The organism is Brevibacillus sp. MER 51 (genome assembly GCF_023714195.1).
Lineage (GTDB): Bacteria > Bacillota > Bacilli > Brevibacillales > Brevibacillaceae > Brevibacillus.
Map to the genome: position 1 here is coordinate 145,541 of NZ_JAMAUS010000008.1, position 25,452 is coordinate 170,992.

Consider the following 25,452-nt stretch of genomic DNA (forward strand, 5'->3'; position numbering starts at 1 on the left):
AACGATGGTAACAGAATCTTACTTGGGCTTTTCATTCGGATAAAAGAAAAAAGGGGCGAGCCTGTTACTCGTCCCTTTTGCTTTTAGATAAATACATGTAGCAACAAATAGATGGATGCAGCGAGCAAGGCAGAGATCGGCAGCGTAATAAACCAGGTGATCACGATGCGTTTGGCAACGCCCCAATTGACGCTTTTCAGCCGTTTGGCTGCACCGACCCCCATGATCCCGGAAGAGATGACATGGGTAGAGCTCACAGGCAATCCTAACTGCGTAAAGGTAAAAATGATCGAAGACGAGGTGAGATCGGCAGTGGCTCCGTTAATCGGTTCAATCTTGGTGATTTTGCCCCCCACCGTCTTGATGATTTTCCAGCCTCCGATAGAGGTTCCCAAGCCCATCGCGAGGGCACAAATGAATTGCACCCAGAAAGGAATCGTGCTTGTATCCGCATGCAGGTCAGCGGCTACGAGAGCGAACACGATAATGCCCATCGCTTTTTGTGCGTCGTTCGTTCCGTGTGTAAAGGATTGCAGGGCCGCCGTGAAAATCTGAAAGAAGCGAAATCCCCGGTTGACCTTGGAAGGGGGAACCATGATCCGACTGAAAATGAAATAAACCAAATTCATCATAAGGTAAGCGGCAACCAACGCGATAACCGGTGACACAATAAGTGCCTGGAAGATTTTCAAAAAACCAGCCCAGTTGATTTGCGCGCTCCCTGCGGAAGCGAGGACTGCCCCTACGAGTGAGCCGATGAGAGCGTGAGACGAGCTACTGGGGATACCGTACCACCACGTAATCAAATTCCAAAGGATCGCAGCCAAGAGAGCAGCCATGACCACAAGCACACCGAATTCCAGCTTGGCTGGATCGGCGATATCTCCACCGATCGTTTTGGCGACCCCGGTAAACGTCAGGGCACCGATAAAATTCATGATAGCCGCCAGGCCAATGGCAATCTTAGGAGGGAGAGCTTTGGTGGATACGGTGGTTGCGATGGCATTGGCAGTATCGTGAAACCCGTTGATGAAATCAAAGAAGACAGCCAAAATGATAACGGCAATAACGAGGGGAAGGCTCGTATACATGAAAGTAGGTCTCCTTGTTTAAGAGTTGCCCATGATCACGGATTCCATCGCATCCGCGACATCCTCGCAATGATCCATGACATCTTCGAGCACTTCGTAAACCTCTTTGAGCTGCATAATGTGAATCGGATCGCTTGAGGTTTTGAACAATTGCCGGATGCTGCCTCGCACCAATTCATCCCCTTCACTCTCCAAATCGTTAATGCGGATGATGTACTCCTTCATAGCGGACAACTTTTGCTTTTGGAGCAGTTCGATGGCGAGAAGAATTTGCTTGGTAGCTTCTTCGATGAGTTGACCGAATCGCACCATCGTTTGATCTGGTTCCATAATGTCGTACATATAGAGCCGCGAAGCGCAAAACTCCAATCCGTCCAGCACATCATCCAGCTTGACGGCAAGGTCCAGAACGTCCTCGCGCTCGATGGCGGTAATAAATGTCTTGTTGATTTGCACGATGATTTCATGGATGAGCTTGTCGCCCTTTGTTTCGTACTCCTTCATCTCTGTAGCAAAGGTTTTGACTGTCTCTAATGAAGTTATTTTGTATTCATTAAAATAGATCGCCGTCTGATGCACATTTTTCGCAATCTCATACAAGTCATCCAAGAGTGCATCCGATTTGGTAAAAAGCATTAAACAAACCTCCACTTCAAAACCCGAATAGGAGTATTTTGAGTGGAGGGGATGGGGATTATTCACTTTTTCATGAACTCTTTACGAGATGAGTAATTGGGCTGCCATATAGACGGCCACTCCCCACATAATCACGGCTGAAACCATATTCAGGCCACGCTGCAATTTTCCAGACCGGTCCAATCGTCCTGCCGTACGACCAGCTACAGAAAGGCCAAAAAACCAGATGCAGGATACGAGGATGCAAGCAATCGTAAAACCCCATTTTTCTGTTCCGGTGTAGCTCAGTGAGCTGGTACCAATCACCCCGATCGTGTCGAGAATCGCATGCGGATTCAACAAAGAGACAGAGGCAGCAAACATGATTTGCTTTTTGGCGGAAAAGCGCTTTTTCTCTCCAGCCTCCGTATTCGGACGGCTACGCCACGTTAAATATCCCATGTACACCAAAAAGAAGAAGCCGACCACATACAGAACCGTTTTCAGCCATGTGACTGTCAATACGACCAAAGAAACTCCTAATACCGCCAATAAAATGAGCAGGGTATCGCAGAGTGCCGCAGTCAGTACAACGGGCATGGCGCGAAGTAATGTAGGTTGTAGAGCCCCCTGATTAAAAACGAAAACATTTTGTGCGCCGAGCGGTAAAATAAGTCCAAAAGCAAGCACAAAACCGTGCAAAATCGCTTCCAGCATGATCATTTCCTCCCCGTTTCTCTCTCGATGCAAAGACCATTTGCATTACTGTCATTATTCATGGTTGTGAATCCGTTGTCTCCAGCCAATTGGTTTACATCCAAACCAACCAATTTGTACAATGATAAGACGAGGGGGAATGTGCCTGTGCTGACGATAGACTGGAAGCCTGACAAATCATCAGATATACCGATCTACGTGCAGATCGTGGCTTATATGAAGGGGAAAATAGCAGGCGGAGAGTGGCCGATCAATAGTAAATTGCCAACACAAAGAGCATTGGCGCAAGCCTTTGATGTAAACCGCAGCACGGTAGTGACGGCTTTGGAAGAGCTAAAAGCGGATGGTTTCATTGAAGCAACAGTAGGCAGTGGCTCCGTCGTTAGCAACAATACATGGTCCTTATTGACAACCGTACCACCACCAAATTGGCTTGGCTACGTTCAGGCAGGAACTCATCTCCCCAATTCGCCGACGATTCAGGATATCAATCGTTATGAGCCAGACCCGAGGTACATTCGTTTGGGGACTGGTGAGCTGTCGCCGAGCTTGATTCCTGTTGCGGAGATGGAAGAGGTCATGGCTAGCTTGCAGGGCAAAATGACTCAGCTCGGATATTCGGAGCCAAAAGGGCTGTTGCCTTTGCGCCAGGCGATCAGCAATCATTTGCGGAGCAGGGGGATCGAAGCTTCACCGGCATCTATTTTAGTCGTGTCGGGAGCCCTTCAAGCCTTGCAGTTGATATCGATTGGCATCCTTCACCGTGGATCTGCCATCTTGCTCGAACAGCCTTCGTATTTATTCTCGCTGCCTTTGTTTCAATCATCGGGAATGCGGCTGGTTGGTGTACCGATGGATGCGGAAGGAATCTCTCCCCAAGTGCTAACGAGACAAAAACAGGCGCATAACGCGGCGCTTCTCTATACAATTTCGGCTTACCACAATCCGACAGGAATTAGTATGTCAGAGAACCGAAGGGAGCAGGTGTTGGCGGCATGTGAGCGGGAGAGACTGCCAGTGTTGGAAGACGATGTTTACGGAGAATTGTGGTTAGATGAGCCGGGACCATTGCCGTTGAAGGCGAGGGATCAGAGCGGGTTGGTGTTGTATTTGGGCAGCTTGTCCAAAACACTCAGTCCGGGACTGCGGATTGGCTGGATTGTAGGTCCTGAGCCTGTCATTGAACGCCTTGCGGATGTGAAAATGCAGACGGATTACGGAGCGAGTGCTATTTCCCAATGGGTGGCGACAGAATGGCTCACAAGCGATAGATATTCCCGGCATCTGGATCAGCTTAGAGCAGCTCTGCAACATCGAAGGGACAGGATGTGCGAATGCCTTGCTCGCTGGTTTGGCGATTTGGCAGATTGGCGTATGCCGCATGGTGGTTTTTATATTTGGCTGCGTCTGCATCAGGCGGTTTCCATGCGCAAGCTTTTTACGGAAGCACTGGCAAAAGGGGTTCTGTTAAATCCCGGCTTTGTTTATGATCAGACGGATAGTCATCATCTTCGCTTGTCCTACGTGTACGCAGAGGAAGCAGATATGGAAAAGGCGCTATTTGTAATATCGCAGCTCCTGCGTGGAAAGGGATAAAAGAAAGAAGACACCTGCTTGGGTCAGGTGTCTGGCTGCTGTTTAATGATAAGGGAACTGGGTGGAGTACCCGCTAAACTGCTGATAAGCTTGCTGAAGTTGTTGCTGCTCGGCAGCCTCCAGCTTGTACCATCCCTTTTGAAACATGAGATTGAAAGCATCGCGGGCTGATTGATGGGTTTCATTCAGAATTTGCAGCATGTCATCATAAAGCTGTTGGTGGCTGGCTTCACGAACGGCAATGTTAAAGTTATCTGTCAAGTATTTGCAGGTAGCCAAACAATCGTTGAGATAATCACGATCGTTCATTTGCGGACCTTTTACTTGTGGCAGCTGACCGGATTGCGGATTGGCGATCTGATTTTGGTTTGGCATCCCGATTCCTCCCTTACTGCATTTGTTGTTGCTGTTGTGATTGCTGTTGCTGGGACTGCATCTGCGGAATGGTCGCCATCACTGCGGTGTTGTTGTTTTGCAGGTGACTCAGCAGCTTTTGGTAGTGTCGCTGGTGCATTTGTCCTTGCTGTTCCAGACATTGCTTGACCTGGGGATCAGTAGCTTGCTGTGCAAAAGCATGCAGCTTTTTGAAAGCGATCAGTTCCCATGACAAAGCATCCTTGAGATAGCTCAAGTCCTTTGTCGAAATGACCTTCGGCGGTTCGGGAATCGGAGCTTGTGTAAAGGGCTTGGAAGACAGGATGGATGGCATCGGGTTGCTCCTTTCAGATGGAATCATGTATAGGATGAGCAACAAGTCAGGATGTAACCCCTGAGGATTGCAGCCAAAAAAAATCCGGTCGCAAAGGACCGGATTAGGCTAGCTCCAGCGAAGAAACGACAATGTCGATTCTGGCGGGAGCGATATTGAGACAATATTGAGCTTCTTTGTACAACGTAGATTGAAGGGCATGGATAAGTGCTGGAATATTTGTCATGTAAGGCAGTTTAAGAGCAATCGAAACCTGAAACCGAGGCAAATCCTCAAAGCTGGAGACGATCTTGACCACATGATGGACCTCGTCAAACTGGTCACAGGTCGCTTCCACGATTTTTCGCAACACCTGAGGATGAATCATGATGCGTCCACCTGAAAACGGAGGATGAACCACGGTTGTTTCCCCAATGACTTCTTTTTTCGAGCTGAAAATCTGTTGGGCTGAAGAGATGAGGCGCTGAAGGAAATCTTTTTCTACTTCCACACGCGGAATCGGTATCGTGTGCTTGCCCATTGTTTCCCGAATGTAGCGGGCAGCCTCGATTTCCTGCGGAGGCTTGATGGATTCAATCGGGATGAAGTCCACCTGAAAAGGCAAATGCAGCGCTTCGACGATACGACCAATCATCCGCTGCGAAGTTCCTAACACGAGTAGTCGGCTTGGTTGAATCTGGCCAAGACTTCGCCGTACTTCTTCAGCATGCTCCGTATAATGAAAAATTGCTCGTTTGACCGCCTGAATTTTTGTCTTCTCATATTTGGCAGAGGTTCCGGCCACCTTGCGTCCCTGGTAAATCAGGATGCCATCATCAATAATGGCGTCGATGTTCATTCGGTGAGCAAGTTCTAATGCACTGGTGCTTTTTCCTGTTCCACTGGTGCCGTACAAGGCGTAAATTTCCATGGGACCTCCTTCGTCATTTCTCTCGATTATGCTTGATCTTTTTTATTATACATGACAAGAAGGGGGGACAAAACGACTTTACTGGTATTGTGCCCCCATCTCCCGCGATCTTTCGGCAGCACGCAAGATGGCTGCAGTAACGGCCTCCTGAAACTGATAGGCCTCCAATACTTCCAGTCCTGCCTGAGTCGTTCCACCCGGACTCGTTACTTTTTGGCGGAGAATAGAAGGCTCTTCGCGTGTATCGAGCAGCATATGTGCCGCCCCAATCACGGTTTGCAGCGTCAATTGGCGTGCCATTTCCCGATCCAGTCCCGCTGTGGCACCCGCCCCCATCATGGCTTCTACCAAATAGTAAATATAAGCAGGACCGCTTCCAGACAATCCAGTAATGATGTCCAGCTCTTCCTCGGCGACTTCATATACAGTACCAATTGCTTCGAAAAGCTTGGTAGCCAGCTCGCGATGCTCTTCCTGGACAAACGGATTCACGCACAGTCCGGTAGCGGACAAACCAACGGCAGACGATGTATTGGGCATCGTGCGGATGATCGGGCACTCTGCGCCGAGCCACTCTCCGATCAAGCTGGTGGAGACGCCAGCGACCACTGAAATGATCAATTGGTCGGAACGAACGACCCCACGCAAATCCTGCAAAGCCTCTGCTGTATCCTTCGGCTTGATGGCCAAAATCAAAATATCGGAAGAACGGACTACTTCAAATTTGTCCTGGGTAGCAGTTACCCCGTAGTCATTTGCCAACTGCTCCAAACGCTCCATGTTGTTGCGGTTGGTGACAGAGATACGCTCAGAAGGGAGTAAGCCTTTCTTTACGATACCGGAAAGCATGGCCTCCACGATCGAGCCTGCACCGAGAAAACCGATCCGCCCTTCTGTAATCGCTGTTGCTTGGTTACTCATGGTGATTCCCTCCCTTTTGACTATCGGATTTGACCGTTGCCGCGTACGACATACTTGTAAGAAGTGAGCGCTGACAAGCCCATTGGCCCACGAGCGTGAAGCTTTTGCGTGCTGATGCCGATCTCAGCACCGAAGCCGAATTCTCCCCCATCTGTAAAGCGGGTAGAGGCGTTGTGATAAACCGCTGTGGCATCGATCGCAGTCAAAAACTGACGCGCAGCGACTTCATCTTCCGTTACGATTGCCTCGGAATGGCCGGAAGTATGCGCTGTAATATGTTCAATGGCCTCGCTCAGGCTATCGACAGTGCGAACCGCCAGAATCAGAGAAGAGTATTCCGTATCCCAGTCTTCTGATGTTGCATGGTGCAACTGAGAGGCCAGGTCGGAATGCAGCTCTATCGTACGCTCACAAACGCGGAGCTCAACACCCTTCGCCAGGAGCTTTTGGAGCAAGGCACGTTGATTTTCCTGTGGCCAACTGCGGTGAACGAGTAGTGTTTCGGCAGCATTGCATACGGCAGGCCGACTTGTTTTGGCATTGATCACGATGTTTTCAGCCATTTCATAGTGAGCCGCCTCATCCACATAAATGTGGCAATTGCCGACGCCTGTTTCGAGTACGGGAACACTTGCGATTTGCAGAACCCGCTGGATCAGTCCTGCGCCACCCCGAGGGATGATGACATCGACGAGACCATTGGCGGTGCACAAGTAATCGACTGAGGCATGCTCGGCAAAAGGCAAGTACTGCACCGCTTCCGCGTCAAGTCCGGTCGCAGTAAGCGCCTGACGAATGCTGGTCACCAACGCGAGGTTGCTGTGAACAGCGCTGTGGCTGCCGCGCAAGACGATCGCATTGCCTGTTTTGATGGCGATAGCTGCTGCGTCAACGGTGACGTTCGGTCTGGCTTCGTACACCATTCCAATGACGCCGAGAGGGACGCGGATTTGTTCGATGAAAAGTCCGTTTGGCCGGGTCCATGAGTCCATCCGTTCCCCGACCGGATCATCGAGAGATACCAGCTGCGCCAGGCTATCTACTAGCTGTGCCATTCGCTCCGGCGTCAACAGGAGACGATCCAGGTAGGAGGCAGGCTGACCGTCTGCTTCCGCTATGGCGATGTCCTTGGCGTTTTCGGAGAGAATGACGGCCTCATCAGCGAGCAACTGGTTGCCGATTGCGACGAGTACCTCGTCTTTTTCTTTGCGTGAGAGTATTGCCATTTTTCGTGAAGCCTGTTTGGCCAGGCTTATTTGTGTGTGCACTTTTTCCTTCAAGTTTTCCATCGTTTCTCCAACTCCTATCTTTCTATCTACATGGATTCGATTAGATGACAGGTGTCCATTCATCCCGATGTATAACAGTACCGCTGTGTCGCGTTACGTTATCAGGGGAAAGAAAGTCACTTAGCTGTGCTGCAGTGAATCTGCTGATGCCGCGACCAATCAACGTACCCTCACAGTAAACCTCGATAACCTCACCTTGCTCGAACATGCCGGATACATCGCGGACACCTGCCAAGAGCAAGCTTTTGCTGTTTTCCAAAATCGCTTCTGCTGCACCGCTATCCACCGTAATTTTTCCGCGGGTAGGGGAGTGAAGCGCAATCCATTGCTTGCGTGTAGGAACGCCGTTCGTTGCAGGTGCTTCTGGATGATAGTTGACATAGGTGCCATTCCCGTTGCCAGTAAGGACATCTAGTAAATCAGTGGGATTCGTCAATTTTCCGATAAAGCCGGGAATTCCTAATGATTGGGCGGTTTTGGCTGCGATCAGCTTGGAGCGCATACCGCCTGTTCCCAGTTGGGAAGCTCCGCCTGCAAGGGCCTCGATTTCGTCCGTCACACATTCGAGCCAGCCCATGTGTTTGGCATCCGCATGATAACGCGGGTCTTTGTCATACAGGCCATTCGTATCAGTCAGGATCATGTACAAATCGGCATGGATGAGACCAGCGACGAGTGCGCCCAGCATATCATTGTCGCCGAAAGTCAATTCCGCTACGGATACCGTGTCGTTTTCATTGATGATTGGCAAAATGTTTTTATCTAAAAGCAGTGACAGCGTGGAGAATGCGTGCTGATACCGTTCCTTGTGAGAAAAGTCACCGCGTGTGAGCAAGATTTGCGCCACGCTGAAGTTATGGGCGCCGAACATTTGTGTATAGGTTTGCATCAACAAGCTTTGCCCGATGGCTGCCGCTGCCTGCTTGGCTGCCAAGGATCGCGGTCGCTGCTGGTAGCCGAGACTTTGATAGCCGCTGGCGACAGCTCCCGAGGAGACCAAGACAACCTGATGACCCGCTTCGCGCAACTGGCTGATAGCAGAGACGAGCAGCGACATTTTCGCCGGATCAACACCGCCTGTAGCTGCTGCAATCGAACTGCTCCCCACCTTTACTACCAAACGCAACTTACCCTTTTTCATGTTCAAAACCCCCTTCTTGCATACAAAACGGTCATGACCGTTTTGTTGACCGCAAGCGGTCGCATCCACCTTTATGAAAAACGTCGAGACGTTTTTCACAGAAAAAAGCCCTCTCGTCTCTTTGATAAGGACGAAAGGGCTTGAAGACCTCACGCGGTACCACCTTATTTGACGTTTTGGACTGAAGGCATACTTCAGCCATGAAACGCCCGGCTCTCTTTCTTTGATAACAGGTGAAAGAAACCTGTCCAGGTCTTCCCTGGATGCTCTGGGGTGGGTTCAAACCGATTCAAGGACGAAACCTCTCAGCCGGTGGATTTCGCTCTCTGGACCTGAAGGGCGGTTTTACTATTCCCCGTCATTGCCGCTCACTATGTGCTTATTAATTCACTATTATTCGCTGGGTCCATAAGAAATGTCAAGAGGCTTATTGAAATTGTTCATTCCCATAAGCGCCCATCCGTGATTTGATTTCGAACCGTTTCGTCTTTTGATCGCGTACGAGTCGGTAGCGCAGCGTGCGGTCAGAAGCAAAGGAGGAATCGGTTACATCTTCCACAGTTACACTGAGTTCTCCATTGTTTTTTTGAACAGTCGTGTTTCGTACAGAGATCAAAGTCGGATAGTCGACGCGTGGGATAGCTACGTATACTTTTTCCCTCACCAGCTTGGTTGTCATGTTGTCGTACATGGCTTCTGCCAGTGGACGGCTCCAAAAACGACCGAAGTACCCCGTTATCTTGTCTTTACTGTCGAAGCGCTTAGGCAATTCCCGAAAGACGAGACCATCCTCAATCACAGATTTGCCCTTCGCATTGTCCGCAGCAGCGTAATATACATTTTCCAGCTGATGCTCGGCTTGTTTCAAAAAAAGGACGACATCCATCTTGTTGTCGCCAAGCTTTTGGATGGCAGACTGCTTGGCAGGCTTACTTTGTGTTTTGGCCTTGGTTTTTGCCTGCTGATCCTGCTTTACTTGCGTCAGGCATCCTGTGACGAGTAAAGAAAGAGCGAGAATAAACATCCAATTTTTCCAGTTAACTTTCATGGCGCACCTCACTTGGGAGCAGTGGTTTAACGTTAGCGTGTGTGTCAAAAAAGACAAATAGCCTAGTAAATATATGGATAGGGGTTGTCTGACTCTCGGATTATGTCTATCATGGAGAGAGTTGGACAGATCGAACGATTGAGGTGGAATATATGTTTGGGTTTGGCAAAAAAGCAAAAAAACCGGACGGTATTGATGTGTTGATTATCAAAACCGATGAAGCGAAAAATCGCAACTTTTATCAGGTTGCTTTTCCGAGCGTGGTAGCGAATGATATTTTGTCCATGCTGCAAAAATTGGAGAAATCAAAAATGAACAAGCCAGAATTCCTGGGGGAAATCGGCGGTTTCCGTATCGTGACCCACTTGGAAGCCTTGACTGGTTTTGTAATTTTGGATGATGCGGATACGGAAGGACAACCGGTACAGATTCAAGATTTTGCAAACATGCTGCTTCGTCGTTTGGAAGCGCTGGAAGAAAGTGGCAAATTTGGCGAAAACGAAGATTTAGCATTCATCATGGGCGAATTGACTATGCTGCGTGATGGTAGCTTTGTACCACAAAACTAATCATGGGAGCTGTTGGGATAACCGACGGCTCTTTTTCTATTCCCGCTGGTTACAGGCCTTATGGCAGGAGGCCTAGTCGTCCTCGCCAGTTTTTCGCTAGGGACATCCATGTTAGGGACCGCTCTTGGGATTATCGTCCTGTTCACCCTCATCAACATTTTCTTATCTCGGCTGCTTGTGACCAAGGGACCAGGCTGTCAGAGCAGATTGAAGGATAGTCAGCGCATAGAGAAAAAGGATATAATTGGGCCGCTCATACAAAGTGCGGCTCTTTTTCATTTATTTTGAAAAAGTATAACAAAGTTCGGTCTTCCTCCCGATACAAGAAAAGGAGAGATCAGACCCAGGAAAATAGACCAATATGGCAGGAATGGATGCTACTGGGGACGAATTACCAAAAAAAGGGAGTAAGGAAACGATCATGAAAAGAAAGGAGTCATCGTAAGTCATGGTAAAGCGTTTTGCTATCGTTTTTCTCTTGGCACTGCTAGTGGTGCAAAGCGTTTTTTCAGGGAGTGCGAATGCGGCTGCGCCTGGTATGTATACGGACATACAGGGACATTGGGCACATGAGCAGATCGACAAAATGGCGGATTTGGGCATCGTAAAGAGACAGGGATATCAGCCTTTTTACCCAAACAAGCCAGTTACTCGAGGCGAAGCTTTGGCTATGCTCAATCGCGTATTTGAAACCGTATACGGACCGATAGAAAAGCCAGTACGCATGCCAAACCTGGATCATCGCTATCTACTCCGGGGGGAAGTAGAGCAACTGCTGAGCAATCTAAAGACCATGATGAAAATCGAAACGGACGATCTGGGCAAGTTTGATCCAGGAGACCGGATGCTGTACTATCTATATTTGGCTGAAACCGGACACTTGATGAAAAAGCAAGAAAAGGAAAATCCGGACTGGTGGATGTCCAGTGGCGGGATGCAGTGGCCACTGACAAGAGAAGAGGCCAGCTTGATCATGTTTCATATGCTCGCACCACAAAAATTCCGAACGGCCAATATAAAACCACAAGATACAGTCTCTTTCTTTAACAGCTATTATGAATGGAAGCGCGACCGATTCTATCGGGATACATATTCGCCATACCCACTGGCGATCCGGGAATTCAATCTGTTTCTGACGGACAAGAACTTTTCTCCGAACAAGATCCTGACGCGTGCAGAATACATCGTTGTGATGGATCGACTGATTGATTATTACCGGACGGATGTAGCTTTGCAGTTCCGTGGTTCACCTGCGAATCAGCAGCACATCGCGCAGGTGTATTTACGAGCTGCGAATTTGGCGTACGAAACCAAAAATCAGAAACAGCTGTCTTCACTCTTTACAGACGATGCGATAAAAAGCATGGCAAAGCTGGAGCAAGTCCCTGCATACAACGGACCGGTAAAAGTATCGGTCAAGGCAGACGAAAACAATTCGAAAACCCTCTGGGTGATTGCTCATTATCAAGACCCGAAAAACGGAGACTTCCAGATTGAATACCGATTGGAAGAAGACGCGTCCAACGCTTACGGACGCAAGATTACAGCGCTGATTTATTCGCAGAAGTAGCACAGAAAAGGGGCACTGGACAACCGTGTGCCCTTTTTCATTTCTTTCGTGAAGTGACGATTGCAACTGACAGAATTTTCGATTACAATAAAAACTGAACGGTGATTCAGTTGGTGGGAGCGTAGCATCTCCGGGCTTGTAAGACAGCCAAAACGTGGGATGTCATTTTTTAACCCACATACTGAATGAGCATTCATTCAACACAAGACATGTGTTGAGGCACACAGGAATATCTATGAAGAAAGTAGAAGTTTTAAAAATGCTCTGCTAGTCTGAATATTAGGTATTCACTGTTGCGAGGCCATTCTTTTGACCATGAATAAGCCATGACTAGGGTTTTAAAAAGGAGGATTTGGAGATGGAACGCAAAATTCGCAAGGCGGCAGTTCTGGGTTCAGGCGTCATGGGCGCCGGGATCGCAGCACACTTAGCCAACGTCGGTATTCCCACTTATTTACTGGACATCGTGCCGCGTGAATTGACAGCAGATGAGAGTAAAAAAGGACTTTCTTTGTCTGATAGCGTGGTGAAAAACAGGATAGCACAAGCGGGCCGTGACCGACTTTTGAAGGAGAAGCCGGCGCCGCTCTACGATAAAAAGAACATCGATCTGATTACGGTTGGTAACTTCGAAGACCATCTTACTTGCTTGAGCGAGGTCGATTGGATTATTGAGGTAGTTGTCGAGAACATCGAGGTGAAGAAAAGCGTCTTCGCTACGGTAGAAGCGCATCGCAAGCCGGGAACCATCGTGTCTTCCAATACGTCTGGGGTTTCTATCAACGAAATGGCAGAGGGACGCTCTGATGACTTCCGCAAGCATTTCCTTGGCACGCACTTTTTTAACCCACCGCGTTACTTGAAACTGTTGGAACTGATCCCGGGTCTTGATACAGACCCCCAAGTCATCTCTTTCATGAAGCATTTTGGTGAGCACGTGCTCGGAAAAGGAATGGTCGTTTGCAAGGACACGCCTAACTTCATCGCCAATCGCATCGGTACATATGGGTTGCAGGTGTCGATCCACGAAATGGTGCGACTGGGGCTTGGAGTAGATGAGGTAGACGCATTGACAGGTCCGGTCATCGGCCGTCCCAAAAGCGCGACTTTCCGCACACTCGATGTCGTCGGACTGGATACGTACGTGCATGTGGCGGGGAACGTCAGGAACAAAAGCACGGATGAGCAGGAGCGCTCCGTTTTTGAAGTGCCAGAATTTGTTTTGCAAATGGTGGAGAAAAGATGGATCGGGCAAAAGGCAGGTCAAGGCTTTTTCAAGCAGGTGAAAACGGAGAAAGGCAAAGAGATTTTGGCACTGTCGGTTGACACGCTGGAATACCGTCCAAGTGTGAGGCCGAAGTTCCCTTCCCTGGAAGCGGCCAAAACAGCCAAGACTTTGCCTGAGAAGTTGAGAGCGCTCGCATATGGCAAGGACAAGGGCAGTGAGTTTGTCTGGAATGTCTTCAAAAAGGTACTGCTGTACTCTGCGGAAAAGGCTTATGAGATCGCTGACGATATCGTCTCTGTTGACCAGGCCATGAAGTGGGGCTTCGGGTGGGAAATGGGGCCGTTTGAAACATGGGATGCCATTGGTCTCGAAAAATCAGTGGCAAAAATGCGTGAAGAAAACGAGAAGATTCCGGCACTTGTCGAGGAGCTGCTCGCGAGCGGGAAAACTTCCTTTTATCAAAAAGAGCAAGGGAAGCGCAGCGTGTTTTCCATCGGAGGCACATATAAGGACATCGAAGAGAGCAAGGAAAACATCAACTTGGCAGCCCTTAAGGAACAAGGCAAGCTGATCAAGAAAAATGCGGGTGCCGCTTTGATTGATTTGGGCGATGGAGTCGCATGTCTGGAATTCACCTCCCCGCACAATGCACTCGGGATGGATGTCTTGCACATGGCAAGTCAGGCCGCAGAGGAAGTGCAGAAAAACTTCGCCGGTCTGGTCATCGGTAATCAAGGCAAAAACTTCTGCGTCGGGATGAATCTCGCAATGGCGTTGATGGAAGCACAGGATGAGAATTGGCTGGAGCTCGATATGCTTGTCACGAACTTCCACAAAACCGCACGGGCACTGCGCTATATGCATCGTCCAGTCGTTGCAGCACCGTTCGGCATGACGCTGGGCGGCGGTGTGGAGGTGGTCTACCTCGCGGATCGTGTGCAGGTATCGGCAGAGACGTATCTCGGACTGGTAGAGGTGGGAGTAGGACTTCTGCCAGGTGGCGGAGGAACGAAGGAGATGCTGTTCCGAGCAATGGAAAACCTTCCGGAGGGAGGCAGCATGCCAGTTGATCCGTTCCCGTTCGTTGCGAAGGCGTTTGAAGCCATTGCCATGGCAAAGGTATCTACGAGTGGTCAGGAAGCCATCAATCTGGGGTACCTGCGACCGACTGACCGCATCAGCGTGAATGCTGATCATCTGCTATACGATGCGAAGCAACTGGTGCTTACGATGGATAAAGAAGGCTACACACCGCCTGCGCCACGCAAAATTCGCGTTATCGGCGAAACGGGTTATGCGAACCTGCGCCAAAATATTTACGCCATGAAAAAGAGTGGATATATTTCAGACCATGATGAGCTGATCGCAAGCAAAGTTGCCTATGTTATGTCCGGTGGTAACGTGCCAGCGGGTACAGAAGTGACAGAGAGCTACATTCTCGAGCTGGAAAAGCAAGCGTTCCTCGAACTGATCAAGACGCCGAAAAGCCAGCAACGTATGCAGCACATGCTGACTAAAAACAAGCCTTTGCGTAACTAGGGAGAGGGAGGGATAACGATGAGAGAAGCAGTTATTGTCGCGGGCGCCCGCACCGCTATCGGTAAATCGAAAAAAGGAAGTCTCAAGGATTTTCACCCAGTCGATATGGGAGCCGCAGTTGTAAGCGACCTGTTGCGCCGCGTTCCACAGCTCGATCCGGCTGATATCGAGGATATCATCATGGGGACGGCTGTACCGGAAGCTGAGCAAGGCATGAATATGGCTCGCTTGATCGGACTGCGTGCCGGATTGCCGACCAATGTATCGGGGATCACGATCAATCGCTTTTGTTCCTCCGGTTTACAGACGATTGCTTACGCTGCTCAGCAGATCATGGTCGGCAGCTCCGATGTGATTGTCGCTGGCGGGGTGGAGAGCATGAGTCTGGTGCCGATGCTCGGTCACAAAATCGCACTCAACCCGACTCTCGTAGAAACGAAGCCGGAAGCGTATATGAGCATGGGGCATACGGCTGAAGAAGTGGCGAAGAGGTACAACATTTCTCGTGAGGATCAGGATGCTTTTGCTCTGCGAAGCCATCAGCGTGCGACGGCTGCGATTGCTTCAGGGAAATTCAAGGATGAAATCGTACCATTGACAATCAAGCAGCATTTTGTGGATGAAGCAGGCAAGCTTCACGTCCAGGAACGTGTTTTCGACAAGGATGAAGGAGCACGCGCGGACACGACGATGGAGGCACTCGCCAAACTGAGACCAGTCTTTCACGTGCAAGGCAGCGTAACAGCAGGAAACTCCTCGCAAACGAGCGACGGTGCGGCAGCAGTTCTCGTGATGTCTGCCGAAAAAGCAGCCGAGCTGGGTGTCGAGCCGATTGCCAAGTTCCGTTCCTTTACGGTTGGCGGCGTAGACCCTGATGTCATGGGGATTGGTCCAGTTGTTGCGATTCCAAAAGCATTGAAGCTGGCGGGGATCAGCTTGGAGGATGTCGATCTGTTTGAGCTAAACGAAGCGTTTGCTTCTCAATCGATTGCCGTCATTCGCGAGCTGGGACTCGATCCTGAAAAGGTCAATGTAAATGGTGGAGCTATCGCATTAGGGCATCCACTCGGTTGCAGTGGTGCCAAGCTGACCGTCCAGCTTTTGAATGAAATGAAGCGCAGAGGCGGCAAATACGGAGTCGTTACGATGTGTATCGGCGGGGGAATGGGAGCCGCTGGCGTTTTTGAGATGATCTAATTTTAAAATAAGGAGAGGGATAGTAATGGCAGAAACAAAAGATTTGATCCGCGGTGGAAGCTTTTTGATCGATGCAGGTTCAGCTGATGATGTATTCGTGCCAGAAGAGTACACCGAAGAGCAAAAGATGATTGCCAAGACGACGGAGGATTTCGTCAACAATGAAGTTCGTCCTCATCTGGAAGAGCTTGAAAACCACCAATTTGATATTTCGGTTCGGCTGTTGAAGGAAGCAGGGGAGCTCGGTTTGTTGGCTGGTGACGTTCCGGAGAAATACGAGGGATTGGGGCTGGATAAAGTCAGCACTGCACTCGTCACAGAGAAGTTCTCGCTGGCTCGCGGCTTTGCGCTCAGCTACGGCGCCCATGTCGGTATCGGGTCACTGCCAATCGTGTACTTCGGAAACGAGGAGCAGAAACAGCGTTATCTGCCTGATCTGGCGTCTGGAAAACGAATCGCTGCCTACTGCTTGACAGAGCCAGGCTCTGGCTCAGATGCATTGGGAGCGAAAACGACAGCGACGCTCTCCGCAGATGGCACGCACTATATTCTCAACGGAGAGAAGCAATGGATCACGAATGCTGGCTTTGCTGATGTGTTCATCGTATACGCGAAAATTGATGGCGAGAAATTTACTGCCTTTATCGTCGAGCGCACATTCCCAGGTGTTTCGTTTGGACCGGAAGAGAAGAAAATGGGGATCAAATGCTCCTCGACGCGCACGGTCATTTTGCAAGATGTACCTGTGCCGGTAGCCAATCTGCTCGGTGAGCCTGGAAGAGGTCACGTGATCGCGTTCAACATCTTGAACGTTGGTCGTTACAAGCTCGCGGTGGGCGCAGTCGGCTCCTCGAAAAAAGCGGTGGAACTCGCGACGAACTACGCAAAAGAACGCAAGCAGTTCAAAACGCCCATTGCCAATTTTACTTTAATCAAAAACAAACTGGCGAACATGGCAGTGAAAACGTATGCGGCTGAAAGCTCTGTCTATCGGACAGTTGGTCTGTTCGATACAGCGCTGACTCGCTTGGGTGAAAAAGCGGATGATGGCGCCGAGGTTGCGAAGGCGATTGCGGATTATGCAATCGAATGCTCGATCAATAAAGTATTTGCCACCGAGGTTTTGGATTACTGCGTGGACGAAGGCGTGCAAATCCACGGCGGATACGGATTTATGTCCGAGTATGAGATCGAGAACATGTACCGTGACTCACGGATTAACCGCATTTTCGAAGGAACGAACGAAATCAACCGCATGCTCATCCCGGATACGCTCGTGAAAAAGGCGATGAAAGGCGAACTGCCGCTCATGCAAGCAGCGAGCAGTCTGCAAGCAGATCTGATGAGCTATTATCCAGAAGAGATTGAAGATGCACCTTTGGCAATGGAGAAGCATCTGATCAACATCACGCGCAAAATCATTTTGATGGTGGCAGGATCTGCGTTGATGAAATACCAACAGGAAATGTCCAAAGAACAGGAGCTCTTGGCATTTGCGGCTGACATGCTGATCGAGCTGTATGCTATGGACAGCATCGTGAAGCGGACAGAGAAAGCAATGGCGGCAAATGGCATCGAAGCTGAGCAGCAAAAGCTGGAAATGACCGCTGTCTATGTGCATGAAGCATTCGATCGAATCGAAGGCTGGGCGAAAGAAGCATTGGCAGCGATGGAAGAGGGCGACGAGCTTCGACTGCGCCTCTCGATCCTCAAAAAGCTGACCCGCCGCACACCGATCAACACGGTGGCACTCAAACGTTCGATTGCTGATCGCGTGATCGAAGCAGGAGCATATGTAGTGTAGTTTCAAAAAGGAAATGGGAAAAAGAGCAAAGCTCAATGCTTTGCTCTTTTCGCATTTCACGCACTTGCTTCACCTTCGAAATCCCGCACCGTGAATCGTCACTTTGACGTTCACCGCCTCCAGAGAAGATGGCTAAAGCGGTAGCACTCCATTTAGCTGCATTCTGTTTCCATTCTTACGGTTATTTGCGATTTGCAGGGTATTGGGATTTATTCAATTCAGCGGCAGGATGTGCCAAGTTTCATGCATATTTTGGGAGGCTCTCACGAACGCTAATGGAACATACTTCGGAAAAGGGCGGGAGCTGTAGCAGATGGCGATGAGAGGGTGGCTGAGAAGAAAAAAGACATCTGTCAAAGACAGGATGAGCCACTCGAGTGAGCCTATCCGTGTCCGTGAGATCAGTGAGCGATTAAGTGATAACCTTGCGGAGCTGAATGCAATATTTACGCTGACACCCGATTTGGTCATTCGGACGTTTGCGTGCCAGCATATAGAGGGAATGGTTGCTCTCGTCTACCTGAATGGCTTGGTTGACAAAAACTCGATTAACAACAATGTGCTTCGTCCGCTTTTGTCACACCCAGAGGGTGAGAAATCGACTGTTTTTGACCTGTTATCTGTCGGAAAGGTATCCGTTGCCTACGACTTTCGGAAAGTAGAAACCGAGATTTTGCTTGGGAGCAGTCTTTTATTTATCGAGGGTCGAAAAGAAGTGCTTGTGATTGAAACGAATGGATGGCCGCAGCGGGCGATAGAAGACCCGCAGTTGGAGGCTGCGCTTAAAGGAGGACATCAAGGGTTTGTCGAAACGGACGCGCATAACATTGCCCTCATCCGCCGCTATATTCCCAACCGTGAATTAAAAATAAAAGAAATGTGGTTGGGAGAACGAGGCCTTGCAAAGCTCTCGCTCATGTACTTGGCTGATGTAGCGAATCCGGAAATATTACAGGAGCTGGAGGATCGGCTCAAGATGATCAAGGTTGACTCGATTCTCAATGCATCTGAACTGGAGGAGTATATCGAGGATAATCCGTACTCAATGTTTCCGCAGTTTTTGACTTCGGAACGGCCAGATACAGTGGCCTCTCACATCTTGCAAGGGAAGATTGCTGTCGTTGTCGATCGCTCTCCAAGCGTATTGATCGGTCCAGCTACTTTCGCTTCGTTTTTTCAAAGTGTGGATGATTATGGTACTCGCTGGCCTGTTGCCACGTTTATTCGTTTGCTTCGATATTTAGCTTTTTTGATTGCTACTTTTTTACCTGCGATTTATATTGCGTTGATTTCTTTCAATTATGAGGTTATCCCACTCGATTTGATTTTGTCAGTCGGAGAGTCCCGCGAAAGGGTTCCATTCCCACCCTTGTTAGAGGCATTTATTATGGAACTCACACTGGAAATGCTCCGGGAATCGGGTATTCGCTTGCCGGCTCCTATTGGACAAACTGTGGGTATCGTGGGAGGTATCGTGATTGGTCAAGCGGTTGTGCAAGCAGGGATTGTGAGCAATATTATGGTGATCGTCGTTGCATTTACAGCGATCTCATCCTTTATTATTCCGAACTACGATATGGCCTCGGCAGTCAGGCTTATTCGTTTTTTGATGATGATCCTCGCTGCGATGTTTGGGTTCGTTGGAATTATTGTGGGATTAATGGCACTGATTGGCCATTTAATTACGCTGGAATCATTAGGCGTTCCTTATGGAGGCCCTCTTGCTCCTGTACGCTTCGGCGATTGGAAAGATTTGTTTATCCGCCTGCCACTGTGGAAAATGAAAGAGCGTCCCCAGTCAGCCCATACGATTGAAGAGGAAAGACAAGGCGATAATCGGCCAAGGGAGGACGGGTGATGAAAAAGTATACGTACAACCAGTTGAGCGTCCTTCAGTACATTCTCCTCATTCATGGGGCACAAGTGGGAATCGGAGTATTGACGATTCCCAGAGAATTGGCGGAGAAAGCGAGCACCGACGGATGGATATCGCTTTTGATCGGATGGCTTGCAGCAACGCTAGTCAGTCTCGTCATCACGAACATGATGAAGCAGTACCCGGAGAAGACGATTATCGATATATTTCCATTGATTCTGGGCAAGTGGCTCGGTCGTGTCGCTATTGCTTTGATGTCCATTTATTGCGCGGTTGCAGCGTTCGTTTTGCTGATAAATGCCACGGGAATCATTAATGTATGGCTCCTGTCTCAAACACCCGCCTATGTCGTTGTGTTCCTTTTTACGCTGCCGACTTATTTTGTTCTCCAGGGAGGGGTTCGCGCCATAGGAAGGTATGCCGAGCTTGTATTCTATCTTACACTTTGGATACCTTTTGTTATCACGACGGCTTATCGAGAGGTTCATTGGTTGAACTTGCTGCCAGTAATCAAGGAGGGCTGGCATCCGATCTGGGAGGCGAGCAAATCCACGGTACTCTCCTTTCTTGGATTTGAGTTTGGTTATTTCGCCTACCCTTTTCTTCAAAAAAAGCAATATGCGCCTCTTGGCATTGTCATTGCGAATACATTGACGATGCTCGTGTATATGTCTGTCATCATCGTTTGCTTTGCTTACTTTAGCCCCGATGAAATCACGCAGTATACGTGGCCTACGCTCAATTTATGGAAAGCCATTGAGTTCCGCTTTTTGGAACGTGTCGATATTCTCTTTCTCTCTACTTATATGTTTATATTGTCAACGACTGCAATACCGTACATTTATTTCTGTGTCTTTTCATCCAGTCAGTTATTCGGCATGAAGGATCACCGCAAGCATTTGCGCCTGTTCCTTCTTCTGGTACCAGTGGCGCTATGGTTTTATACGCCATCCTTTATCGATCTGAAGAAATCGATACAAATTTGGAGCTATGCAGGCGTGGTATTTGCTTATGCACTTCCTTTATTGGCTTGGGGGCCGATCAGGCTATCGAAACGAGCAGCAGGGGGGAAAAAAGCATGAGGGCATTTGCTCAGATTCTGCTATTGAGCTTGCTGGTAACCCTGTTGGCAGGTTGCAAGGATCAAATCAATTTGGAAGATGCCACTTTATCGCTCATGGTCGGAATTGATTTGAACGAAAAAAACGAGCTTCTCTTCTATATCTCAAGCCCTGTGTTCAGTCGGGAGGCAAAGGAAAAATCTGAGGAATACGGTATCCGGTCATCTACGATTAGAGAGTCGCGAATGGGCTTTGACGAGCGAGTAACAGGCTTGACCCAAGCAGGCAAAATCCAGGTGCTTGTGTTCGGGAAAAAACTGCTGGCTCACCCGGACTGGTTTCGGTTGCTGGATGTCGTTTTTCGGGATGCAAAGTTCAGTGTCAACGCTCGCATGGCTATGCTTGATGGTCCGTTGCATGAGCTGTTTGATTATAAACCAAAGGACAAACCTCGTCTGTCCATTCATGTAACAACGCTAATTGACACAGCCAATAAAAGAAATCTGACAGTAAAGACGAGGGCGCAGGAGCTCCATCGGCAAATGTATGAAAAAGGGATGACACCTAGCTTGACTGAGTTGAAGAAAGAAAAGCGGGCGGTCAAGGTAGTAGGGACGGCTTTGTTAAAAGAAAATGGAACGTACGTAGGCTCGATAGAACCGCGGGATACGATTCTTTTACAAACGCTGCTCCATGAAAAACAAGGGGAATTGTCTGTCACCATCCCGATTAAAGAGTCGAACGCTCAAAAACAAATTACGAAAGACAGGATCAGCTTTTTTATCAAGGGCGTCCAAAAAAAAGTAAAAACATCTTATCAGAACGGTCGGTTTCATTTTGACGTTCATTTCAGGTTGCGAGTATCCATATCAGAGCGAATGTTTCCGTACGACATGCAAAAGGACTACAAAAAAATGGAGCGAATGATCAGTGACGAGTTGCAGAAGGATTACATGAAGTTAATCAAGAAATGCCAGGAAACCGGTATAGACCCGTTTGGGTTTGGTCTCTATGCGCGTGCTTATGAATATAAGGAATACAAAAAGGTAGAGGATGATTGGACGAAGGCGTTTTCCAATGCCGTTGTTGAAATCAAGCCAGACGTATCGATCAAGGGAAATGGTGTCATAAAATGAAGGGTGAAAGACAAAACCCCCTGGCAATCAGTAAATGCCAGGGGTTCGTTATTAATAGATCGCTTCCCAGCCTGCTGGAGTGACGAACAGACGAATCGCCTTGATTTTGCGGTCGTCCATCAGGGTGAAGTAGTGGCGGTAGTTCGGTGGTACGGAGATCAGATCGCCTGGCTCCAGCTCGACATCGAAGTAGCGACCGTCTTTGCCCTTGATAGCGAAAATACCGTGACCATCGACGCAGAAGCGGCACTCATCATCGGTGTGGTGATGCTCGCCCTTGAATTTCACCAACAGCTCGTCGAGGTTAGGTGTTTTGTCAGAGAGGACGATAATGTCCGCTGTCAAGTAACCGCGACGTTGGCTGATTGCATCGATTTCCGGTTTAAAGGTGTCGAGAATCTCTTGTTTCTCCTCGTCTGTCGGGCTGTAGTTATCACGGTGCTTTGGATCAAGGCGATCCACGCCCCATTTTTCATAAATGATCTCTTGGGTATCCAGGAAGGAGACAACTTCCTCGGGTGCGGAAATGTACTCATTGTTGTCGTGAAAACGAATTTGTGCCATCGTTTATTCCTCCTTAATTGGTGGTTGTAGTGGACACGACTGCTTGGCGCAATTGTAGCCAGCGGGCGTGATACTCGAATAGGAACTCAAAAGCTTCCAGGTGGCGCTTGGCCTCGAAGTCATTGCCGCCCCACGTGTAGATACCGTGGTTACGGATGAGTACGCCGGGAACTTCTGGTGTAATCACTTTTTCAATTTCGGTAGCCAAGGTCGGAATATCAGCAAAGTTCTCAACAATCGGAACAGTAATGCGTGCGTTTTCTTCCCAGATTCCGAGTCCCTTGATCAGCTCTTGTCCTTGAATGGAGAAAGCCCGTTGTCCAAAGTACAGCTCGGAAATGAGGTTGTTCCATACGGTATGGACGTGGAAGCAAGCCCCTGCCTTCGGGAACGTTTTGTATACGACGGCGTGGATGAGTGTTTCTGCGGAGGGCTTGAGAGCAGTTTCATCCACCGGACGAGAGTCTTGATCCACGACCAGGTAATCTTCGGGGGACAGCTTGGTTTTGTCTTTGCCGCTTGCCGTTACGGCAAATTGCAAGGGATCGTTTTGTATTTTAATAGAGAGATTGCCACTGGTGCCGGGAAACCAGTCCCGGCGGGCAAATGTCAGCTTGGCGTCATCCAGACGGCGAAAGGCATCCAGACGTTGTTCGAGTGTTGCAGTCATGAATTAGACGACCTCCTGTTGGACTTGCTGTAAAATGCGAATCACATCGTGGAACGTGGCAAACTTGCTATGCGGCAATTGCAGCTCTTCCGCCTTGTCAGCGAGGAAGGAACGGGCAATCACATAGTCAGCGATTTTGGCTCCAGCCAAATCAGTGATGGAGTCGCCGATGACGATGCGGAAATGAGTTGCTGGATCGTAACGACGGATGATGGTCGTCTTGCACATGCCGCAGCCGTTCGTGCAATGTTCATCGCAAGCGTTGGGCCACGTAATGGTGATACGCTCGCCGCAGAAATCACTGCCATTACAGTAGATCGGTACATCGGTAAGATCGAAGGGTGCCAGGATAGGCTCCAGGAAAAAGTCGATACCGCCACTCGTGATCAACAGCTCGATGCCTTCTGCGCGGCAATAGCTCACAAATTCAGCAAATCCCGGGCGAATGGTCGCTTCATGGACAATAAAATCGATAATGTCCTGGCGCAAGGAGGAGGGCAAGAGTTGAAACAGCTTGCCAACCCCTTCCTGAACGCTTATTTTTTGCGAAAGGATTTGCTCCGTCAAGCCTTCCCACTCAGGGGGAGCAAACTTGCGGACAATCGCTACAATGTTGTCTTTTTCGGTAATCGTTCCGTCGAAATCGCAGAACAGGACGAGCTTCTTGCTCATCGTGCGCCACCCCACTTTTCCAGGGCGATCGCCAGCTCTTGTGATTCAGCGGCAGCCTCTTCCAATGTTCGGCCTGCGGTGACTGCCTCAATCGCGGCAACAAAAGCTTTTGCTCCTGCGGTTGCTCCACCAGGATGACCGTGGATTCCGCCCCCTGCATTGACGATTTGATCGATACCGAAGTCTTGATACAGCTGTGGAACCAGCCCCGGATGAATGCCGGCAGACGGAACCGGGAAGGAACGTCGTACACTATTCAGTGGGTCAGTCAAATGCTTGGCGAGCTGCAACGCTTCTGTTTTGTCCAGGGCGACATTGCCGTACGGAGACGGGAAGAGCACCAAATCCGCCCCAGCTACACGCATCAACGTGCCGAGTAGAAGCGGGGTGGCGATACCGTAGTCAGGTGAAGGATAGTAAGCCCCTGCCAAAGCCGGATGTGCCATGATCGGTACTTGTACATCAGGATCGGCTGCCAAGCGGTGCAGAGCATCGAAGCCAAACGCCAGCACGTTGAACAAAAGGCAGTCAGCACCCGCCTCTACCGCACGCTTCGCTTTTTCGTTCAGCTCATGCACAGGTCCAGTCAGGTTGGCTGCATAGAGGACGAGCTTGCCTGTTTCGGCTTCGGTCTCCTGGGCGATCTGCTTGAACGCTTTGATCCGTTCGATAAAAGGAGCGCGGTCGTCTGCAAAGAAGATTTCGTCATCTTTCACGAGATCAACTCCGCCCAAGGCTTGTGCTCGGAATTGTGTCTTCAAATCGTCGAAAGGAAGACCCAGGCACGATTTGAAAATGCTCATCAAGAGTGGACGGTCATGTGCCCCTAAACGTTCGCGCAGACCATCAATGCCGAACTTCGGTCCAGGAAAGGCCTGAAGGAATGAGTCAGGGAAAACAACGTCAACGAGCTTGATTTTGCCATCCATCGACAGTTTACCGAATATTCCGGTCAACAAGGATGGAATGTCTGCTGTAAAATTGCGAGTTGGATAGCTAACGGTAATCAGACCGCGTGTTTCTCCGTTTTCCAGTGTCGCAATCGGTGTCGCGCTCACGGCTTCACCGAGATACGGCGCTAGCTCAGCTTGCTTGGCAAGCGGCAGGTCCGTCCAGGAACCGACTGTCATGCCGACAGCAATGGCTTGCGCTTTCTTGTTCAAGTCTTTTGCTTGTGTGAGATAGGTGACGAGGATACGTTGTTCACTCATGGTACGCCTAATCCTCCTTGAATTATTAAAAAAGCCTCCCCATTGAGCGGGGAGGCGGTTCTCGACTATGAAAGCGTCTCGTCTCCTCTCATCTCTCGGGTCAGTAGCCGAAACGAGCCCAAAGTGCTCGATCTCGACTCTTATCCGTTGGAATTAGCACCGTTTCGCTATCCAAGGTACGCAATTATGAGCGTACGAATCATGGTATAGCGCCGGTTGCCGGGCATCATAGGGCCAGTCCCTCAGCCAGCTCGCGATAAGAGTTATTCGTTTCCCCCATGATATGACGTTCATTGTCAGGAGTCAATCTTTGTTTTT

23 protein-coding genes and 1 riboswitch are annotated in these 25,452 nt (G+C 49.4%); of the genes, 9 read left to right on the top strand and 14 right to left on the bottom strand.

The window, feature by feature from the left end:
• Positions 1-83: 83 nt before the first annotated feature.
• From M3630_RS18240 to M3630_RS18250, 3 genes are all read right to left on the bottom strand, one after another.
• A complete protein-coding gene (locus tag M3630_RS18240; protein ID WP_173609965.1) occupies positions 84-1,091 on the bottom strand; it encodes an inorganic phosphate transporter in 1,008 nt (335 codons plus the stop codon).
• A gap of 18 nt (positions 1,092-1,109) precedes the next feature.
• Positions 1,110-1,727 carry a DUF47 domain-containing protein gene (locus M3630_RS18245; protein ID WP_221867848.1) on the bottom strand — a complete coding sequence of 206 codons (618 nt, stop codon included), beginning with the start codon at positions 1,725-1,727 and terminating at the stop codon, positions 1,110-1,112.
• Positions 1,728-1,808: 81 nt separating this feature from the next.
• Complete coding sequence (locus M3630_RS18250; RefSeq protein WP_251252991.1) at positions 1,809-2,423, bottom strand: LysE/ArgO family amino acid transporter; 615 nt, start codon at positions 2,421-2,423, stop codon at positions 1,809-1,811.
• Between the two features lie 147 nt (positions 2,424-2,570).
• On the opposite strand from M3630_RS18250, the gene M3630_RS18255 reads away from it, so the two are divergent.
• Positions 2,571-4,019 carry an aminotransferase-like domain-containing protein gene (locus M3630_RS18255; protein ID WP_251252992.1) on the top strand — a complete coding sequence of 483 codons (1,449 nt, stop codon included), beginning with the start codon at positions 2,571-2,573 and terminating at the stop codon, positions 4,017-4,019.
• A 42-nt stretch (positions 4,020-4,061) separates the two neighbouring features.
• Here M3630_RS18255 and M3630_RS18260 read toward each other — a convergent pair whose 3' ends face one another.
• From M3630_RS18260 to M3630_RS18290, 7 genes are all read right to left on the bottom strand, one after another.
• Positions 4,062-4,394: a spore coat protein gene (locus M3630_RS18260; protein WP_173609969.1), complete on the bottom strand. Its 333-nt coding sequence runs from the start codon at positions 4,392-4,394 to the stop codon at positions 4,062-4,064.
• A 13-nt stretch (positions 4,395-4,407) separates the two neighbouring features.
• Entirely contained in the window at positions 4,408-4,728 is a 321-nt protein-coding gene (locus M3630_RS18265; protein WP_142497014.1) for a ferritin-like domain-containing protein, read from the bottom strand.
• A gap of 103 nt (positions 4,729-4,831) precedes the next feature.
• Entirely contained in the window at positions 4,832-5,638 is an 807-nt protein-coding gene (locus M3630_RS18270; RefSeq protein ID WP_251252993.1) for a hypothetical protein, read from the bottom strand.
• 78 nt (positions 5,639-5,716) lie between these two features.
• Positions 5,717-6,559 carry a pyrroline-5-carboxylate reductase gene (proC, locus tag M3630_RS18275; RefSeq protein WP_251252994.1) on the bottom strand — a complete coding sequence of 281 codons (843 nt, stop codon included), beginning with the start codon at positions 6,557-6,559 and terminating at the stop codon, positions 5,717-5,719.
• Between the two features lie 20 nt (positions 6,560-6,579).
• Entirely contained in the window at positions 6,580-7,848 is a 1,269-nt protein-coding gene (locus tag M3630_RS18280; protein WP_251252995.1) for a glutamate-5-semialdehyde dehydrogenase, read from the bottom strand.
• A gap of 40 nt (positions 7,849-7,888) precedes the next feature.
• Entirely contained in the window at positions 7,889-8,989 is a 1,101-nt protein-coding gene (gene proB, locus M3630_RS18285) for a glutamate 5-kinase (protein ID WP_173609973.1), read from the bottom strand.
• Between the two features lie 427 nt (positions 8,990-9,416).
• Entirely contained in the window at positions 9,417-10,037 is a 621-nt protein-coding gene (locus M3630_RS18290) for a hypothetical protein (RefSeq protein WP_251252996.1), read from the bottom strand.
• 152 nt (positions 10,038-10,189) lie between these two features.
• On the opposite strand from M3630_RS18290, the gene M3630_RS18295 reads away from it, so the two are divergent.
• The 8 genes from M3630_RS18295 (at position 10,190) to M3630_RS18330 (ending at position 22,017) form a co-directional block, all read left to right on the top strand.
• Positions 10,190-10,606 carry a hypothetical protein gene (locus M3630_RS18295; protein WP_251252997.1) on the top strand — a complete coding sequence of 139 codons (417 nt, stop codon included), beginning with the start codon at positions 10,190-10,192 and terminating at the stop codon, positions 10,604-10,606.
• A gap of 448 nt (positions 10,607-11,054) precedes the next feature.
• A complete protein-coding gene (locus tag M3630_RS18300) occupies positions 11,055-12,176 on the top strand; it encodes an S-layer homology domain-containing protein (protein ID WP_251252998.1) in 1,122 nt (373 codons plus the stop codon).
• Positions 12,177-12,534: 358 nt separating this feature from the next.
• Positions 12,535-14,943 carry a 3-hydroxyacyl-CoA dehydrogenase/enoyl-CoA hydratase family protein gene (locus tag M3630_RS18305; protein ID WP_251252999.1) on the top strand — a complete coding sequence of 803 codons (2,409 nt, stop codon included), beginning with the start codon at positions 12,535-12,537 and terminating at the stop codon, positions 14,941-14,943.
• 18 nt (positions 14,944-14,961) lie between these two features.
• Positions 14,962-16,140, top strand: a complete 1,179-nt coding sequence (locus tag M3630_RS18310; protein WP_251253000.1) for an acetyl-CoA C-acetyltransferase — start codon at positions 14,962-14,964, stop codon at positions 16,138-16,140.
• Between the two features lie 25 nt (positions 16,141-16,165).
• Positions 16,166-17,944, top strand: coding sequence for an acyl-CoA dehydrogenase family protein (locus M3630_RS18315; protein WP_106785262.1), 1,779 nt, complete (start codon positions 16,166-16,168; stop codon positions 17,942-17,944).
• A 313-nt stretch (positions 17,945-18,257) separates the two neighbouring features.
• Positions 18,258-19,802: a spore germination protein gene (locus tag M3630_RS18320; protein WP_251253001.1), complete on the top strand. Its 1,545-nt coding sequence runs from the start codon at positions 18,258-18,260 to the stop codon at positions 19,800-19,802.
• Entirely contained in the window at positions 19,802-20,902 is a 1,101-nt protein-coding gene (locus M3630_RS18325; RefSeq protein ID WP_251253002.1) for a GerAB/ArcD/ProY family transporter, read from the top strand. Before M3630_RS18320 ends, M3630_RS18325 begins: the two co-directional genes overlap by 1 nt.
• Positions 20,899-22,017: a Ger(x)C family spore germination protein gene (locus M3630_RS18330; protein WP_251253003.1), complete on the top strand. Its 1,119-nt coding sequence runs from the start codon at positions 20,899-20,901 to the stop codon at positions 22,015-22,017. Before M3630_RS18325 ends, M3630_RS18330 begins: the two co-directional genes overlap by 4 nt.
• Before the next feature lie 51 nt (positions 22,018-22,068).
• On the opposite strand, the gene M3630_RS18335 is transcribed toward M3630_RS18330, so the two are convergent.
• From M3630_RS18335 to M3630_RS18350, 4 genes are read right to left on the bottom strand one after another with little or no spacing between them, the layout of a single operon-like run.
• Positions 22,069-22,581, bottom strand: coding sequence for a 1,2-dihydroxy-3-keto-5-methylthiopentene dioxygenase (locus tag M3630_RS18335; protein WP_015893125.1), 513 nt, complete (start codon positions 22,579-22,581; stop codon positions 22,069-22,071).
• 13 nt (positions 22,582-22,594) lie between these two features.
• Complete coding sequence (locus M3630_RS18340) at positions 22,595-23,251, bottom strand: methylthioribulose 1-phosphate dehydratase (protein ID WP_064201529.1); 657 nt, start codon at positions 23,249-23,251, stop codon at positions 22,595-22,597.
• Between the two features lie 3 nt (positions 23,252-23,254).
• The gene (locus M3630_RS18345; RefSeq protein ID WP_251253004.1) at positions 23,255-23,923 is read right to left on the bottom strand and encodes a 2-hydroxy-3-keto-5-methylthiopentenyl-1-phosphate phosphatase; all 669 of its coding nucleotides are present in this window, start codon (positions 23,921-23,923) and stop codon (positions 23,255-23,257) included.
• Complete coding sequence (locus M3630_RS18350) at positions 23,920-25,134, bottom strand: 2,3-diketo-5-methylthiopentyl-1-phosphate enolase (RefSeq protein ID WP_251253005.1); 1,215 nt, start codon at positions 25,132-25,134, stop codon at positions 23,920-23,922. Before M3630_RS18350 ends, M3630_RS18345 begins: the two co-directional genes overlap by 4 nt.
• 85 nt (positions 25,135-25,219) lie before the next feature.
• Positions 25,220-25,397: riboswitch (SAM riboswitch) on the bottom strand.
• Between the last annotated feature and the right edge of the window lie 55 nt (positions 25,398-25,452).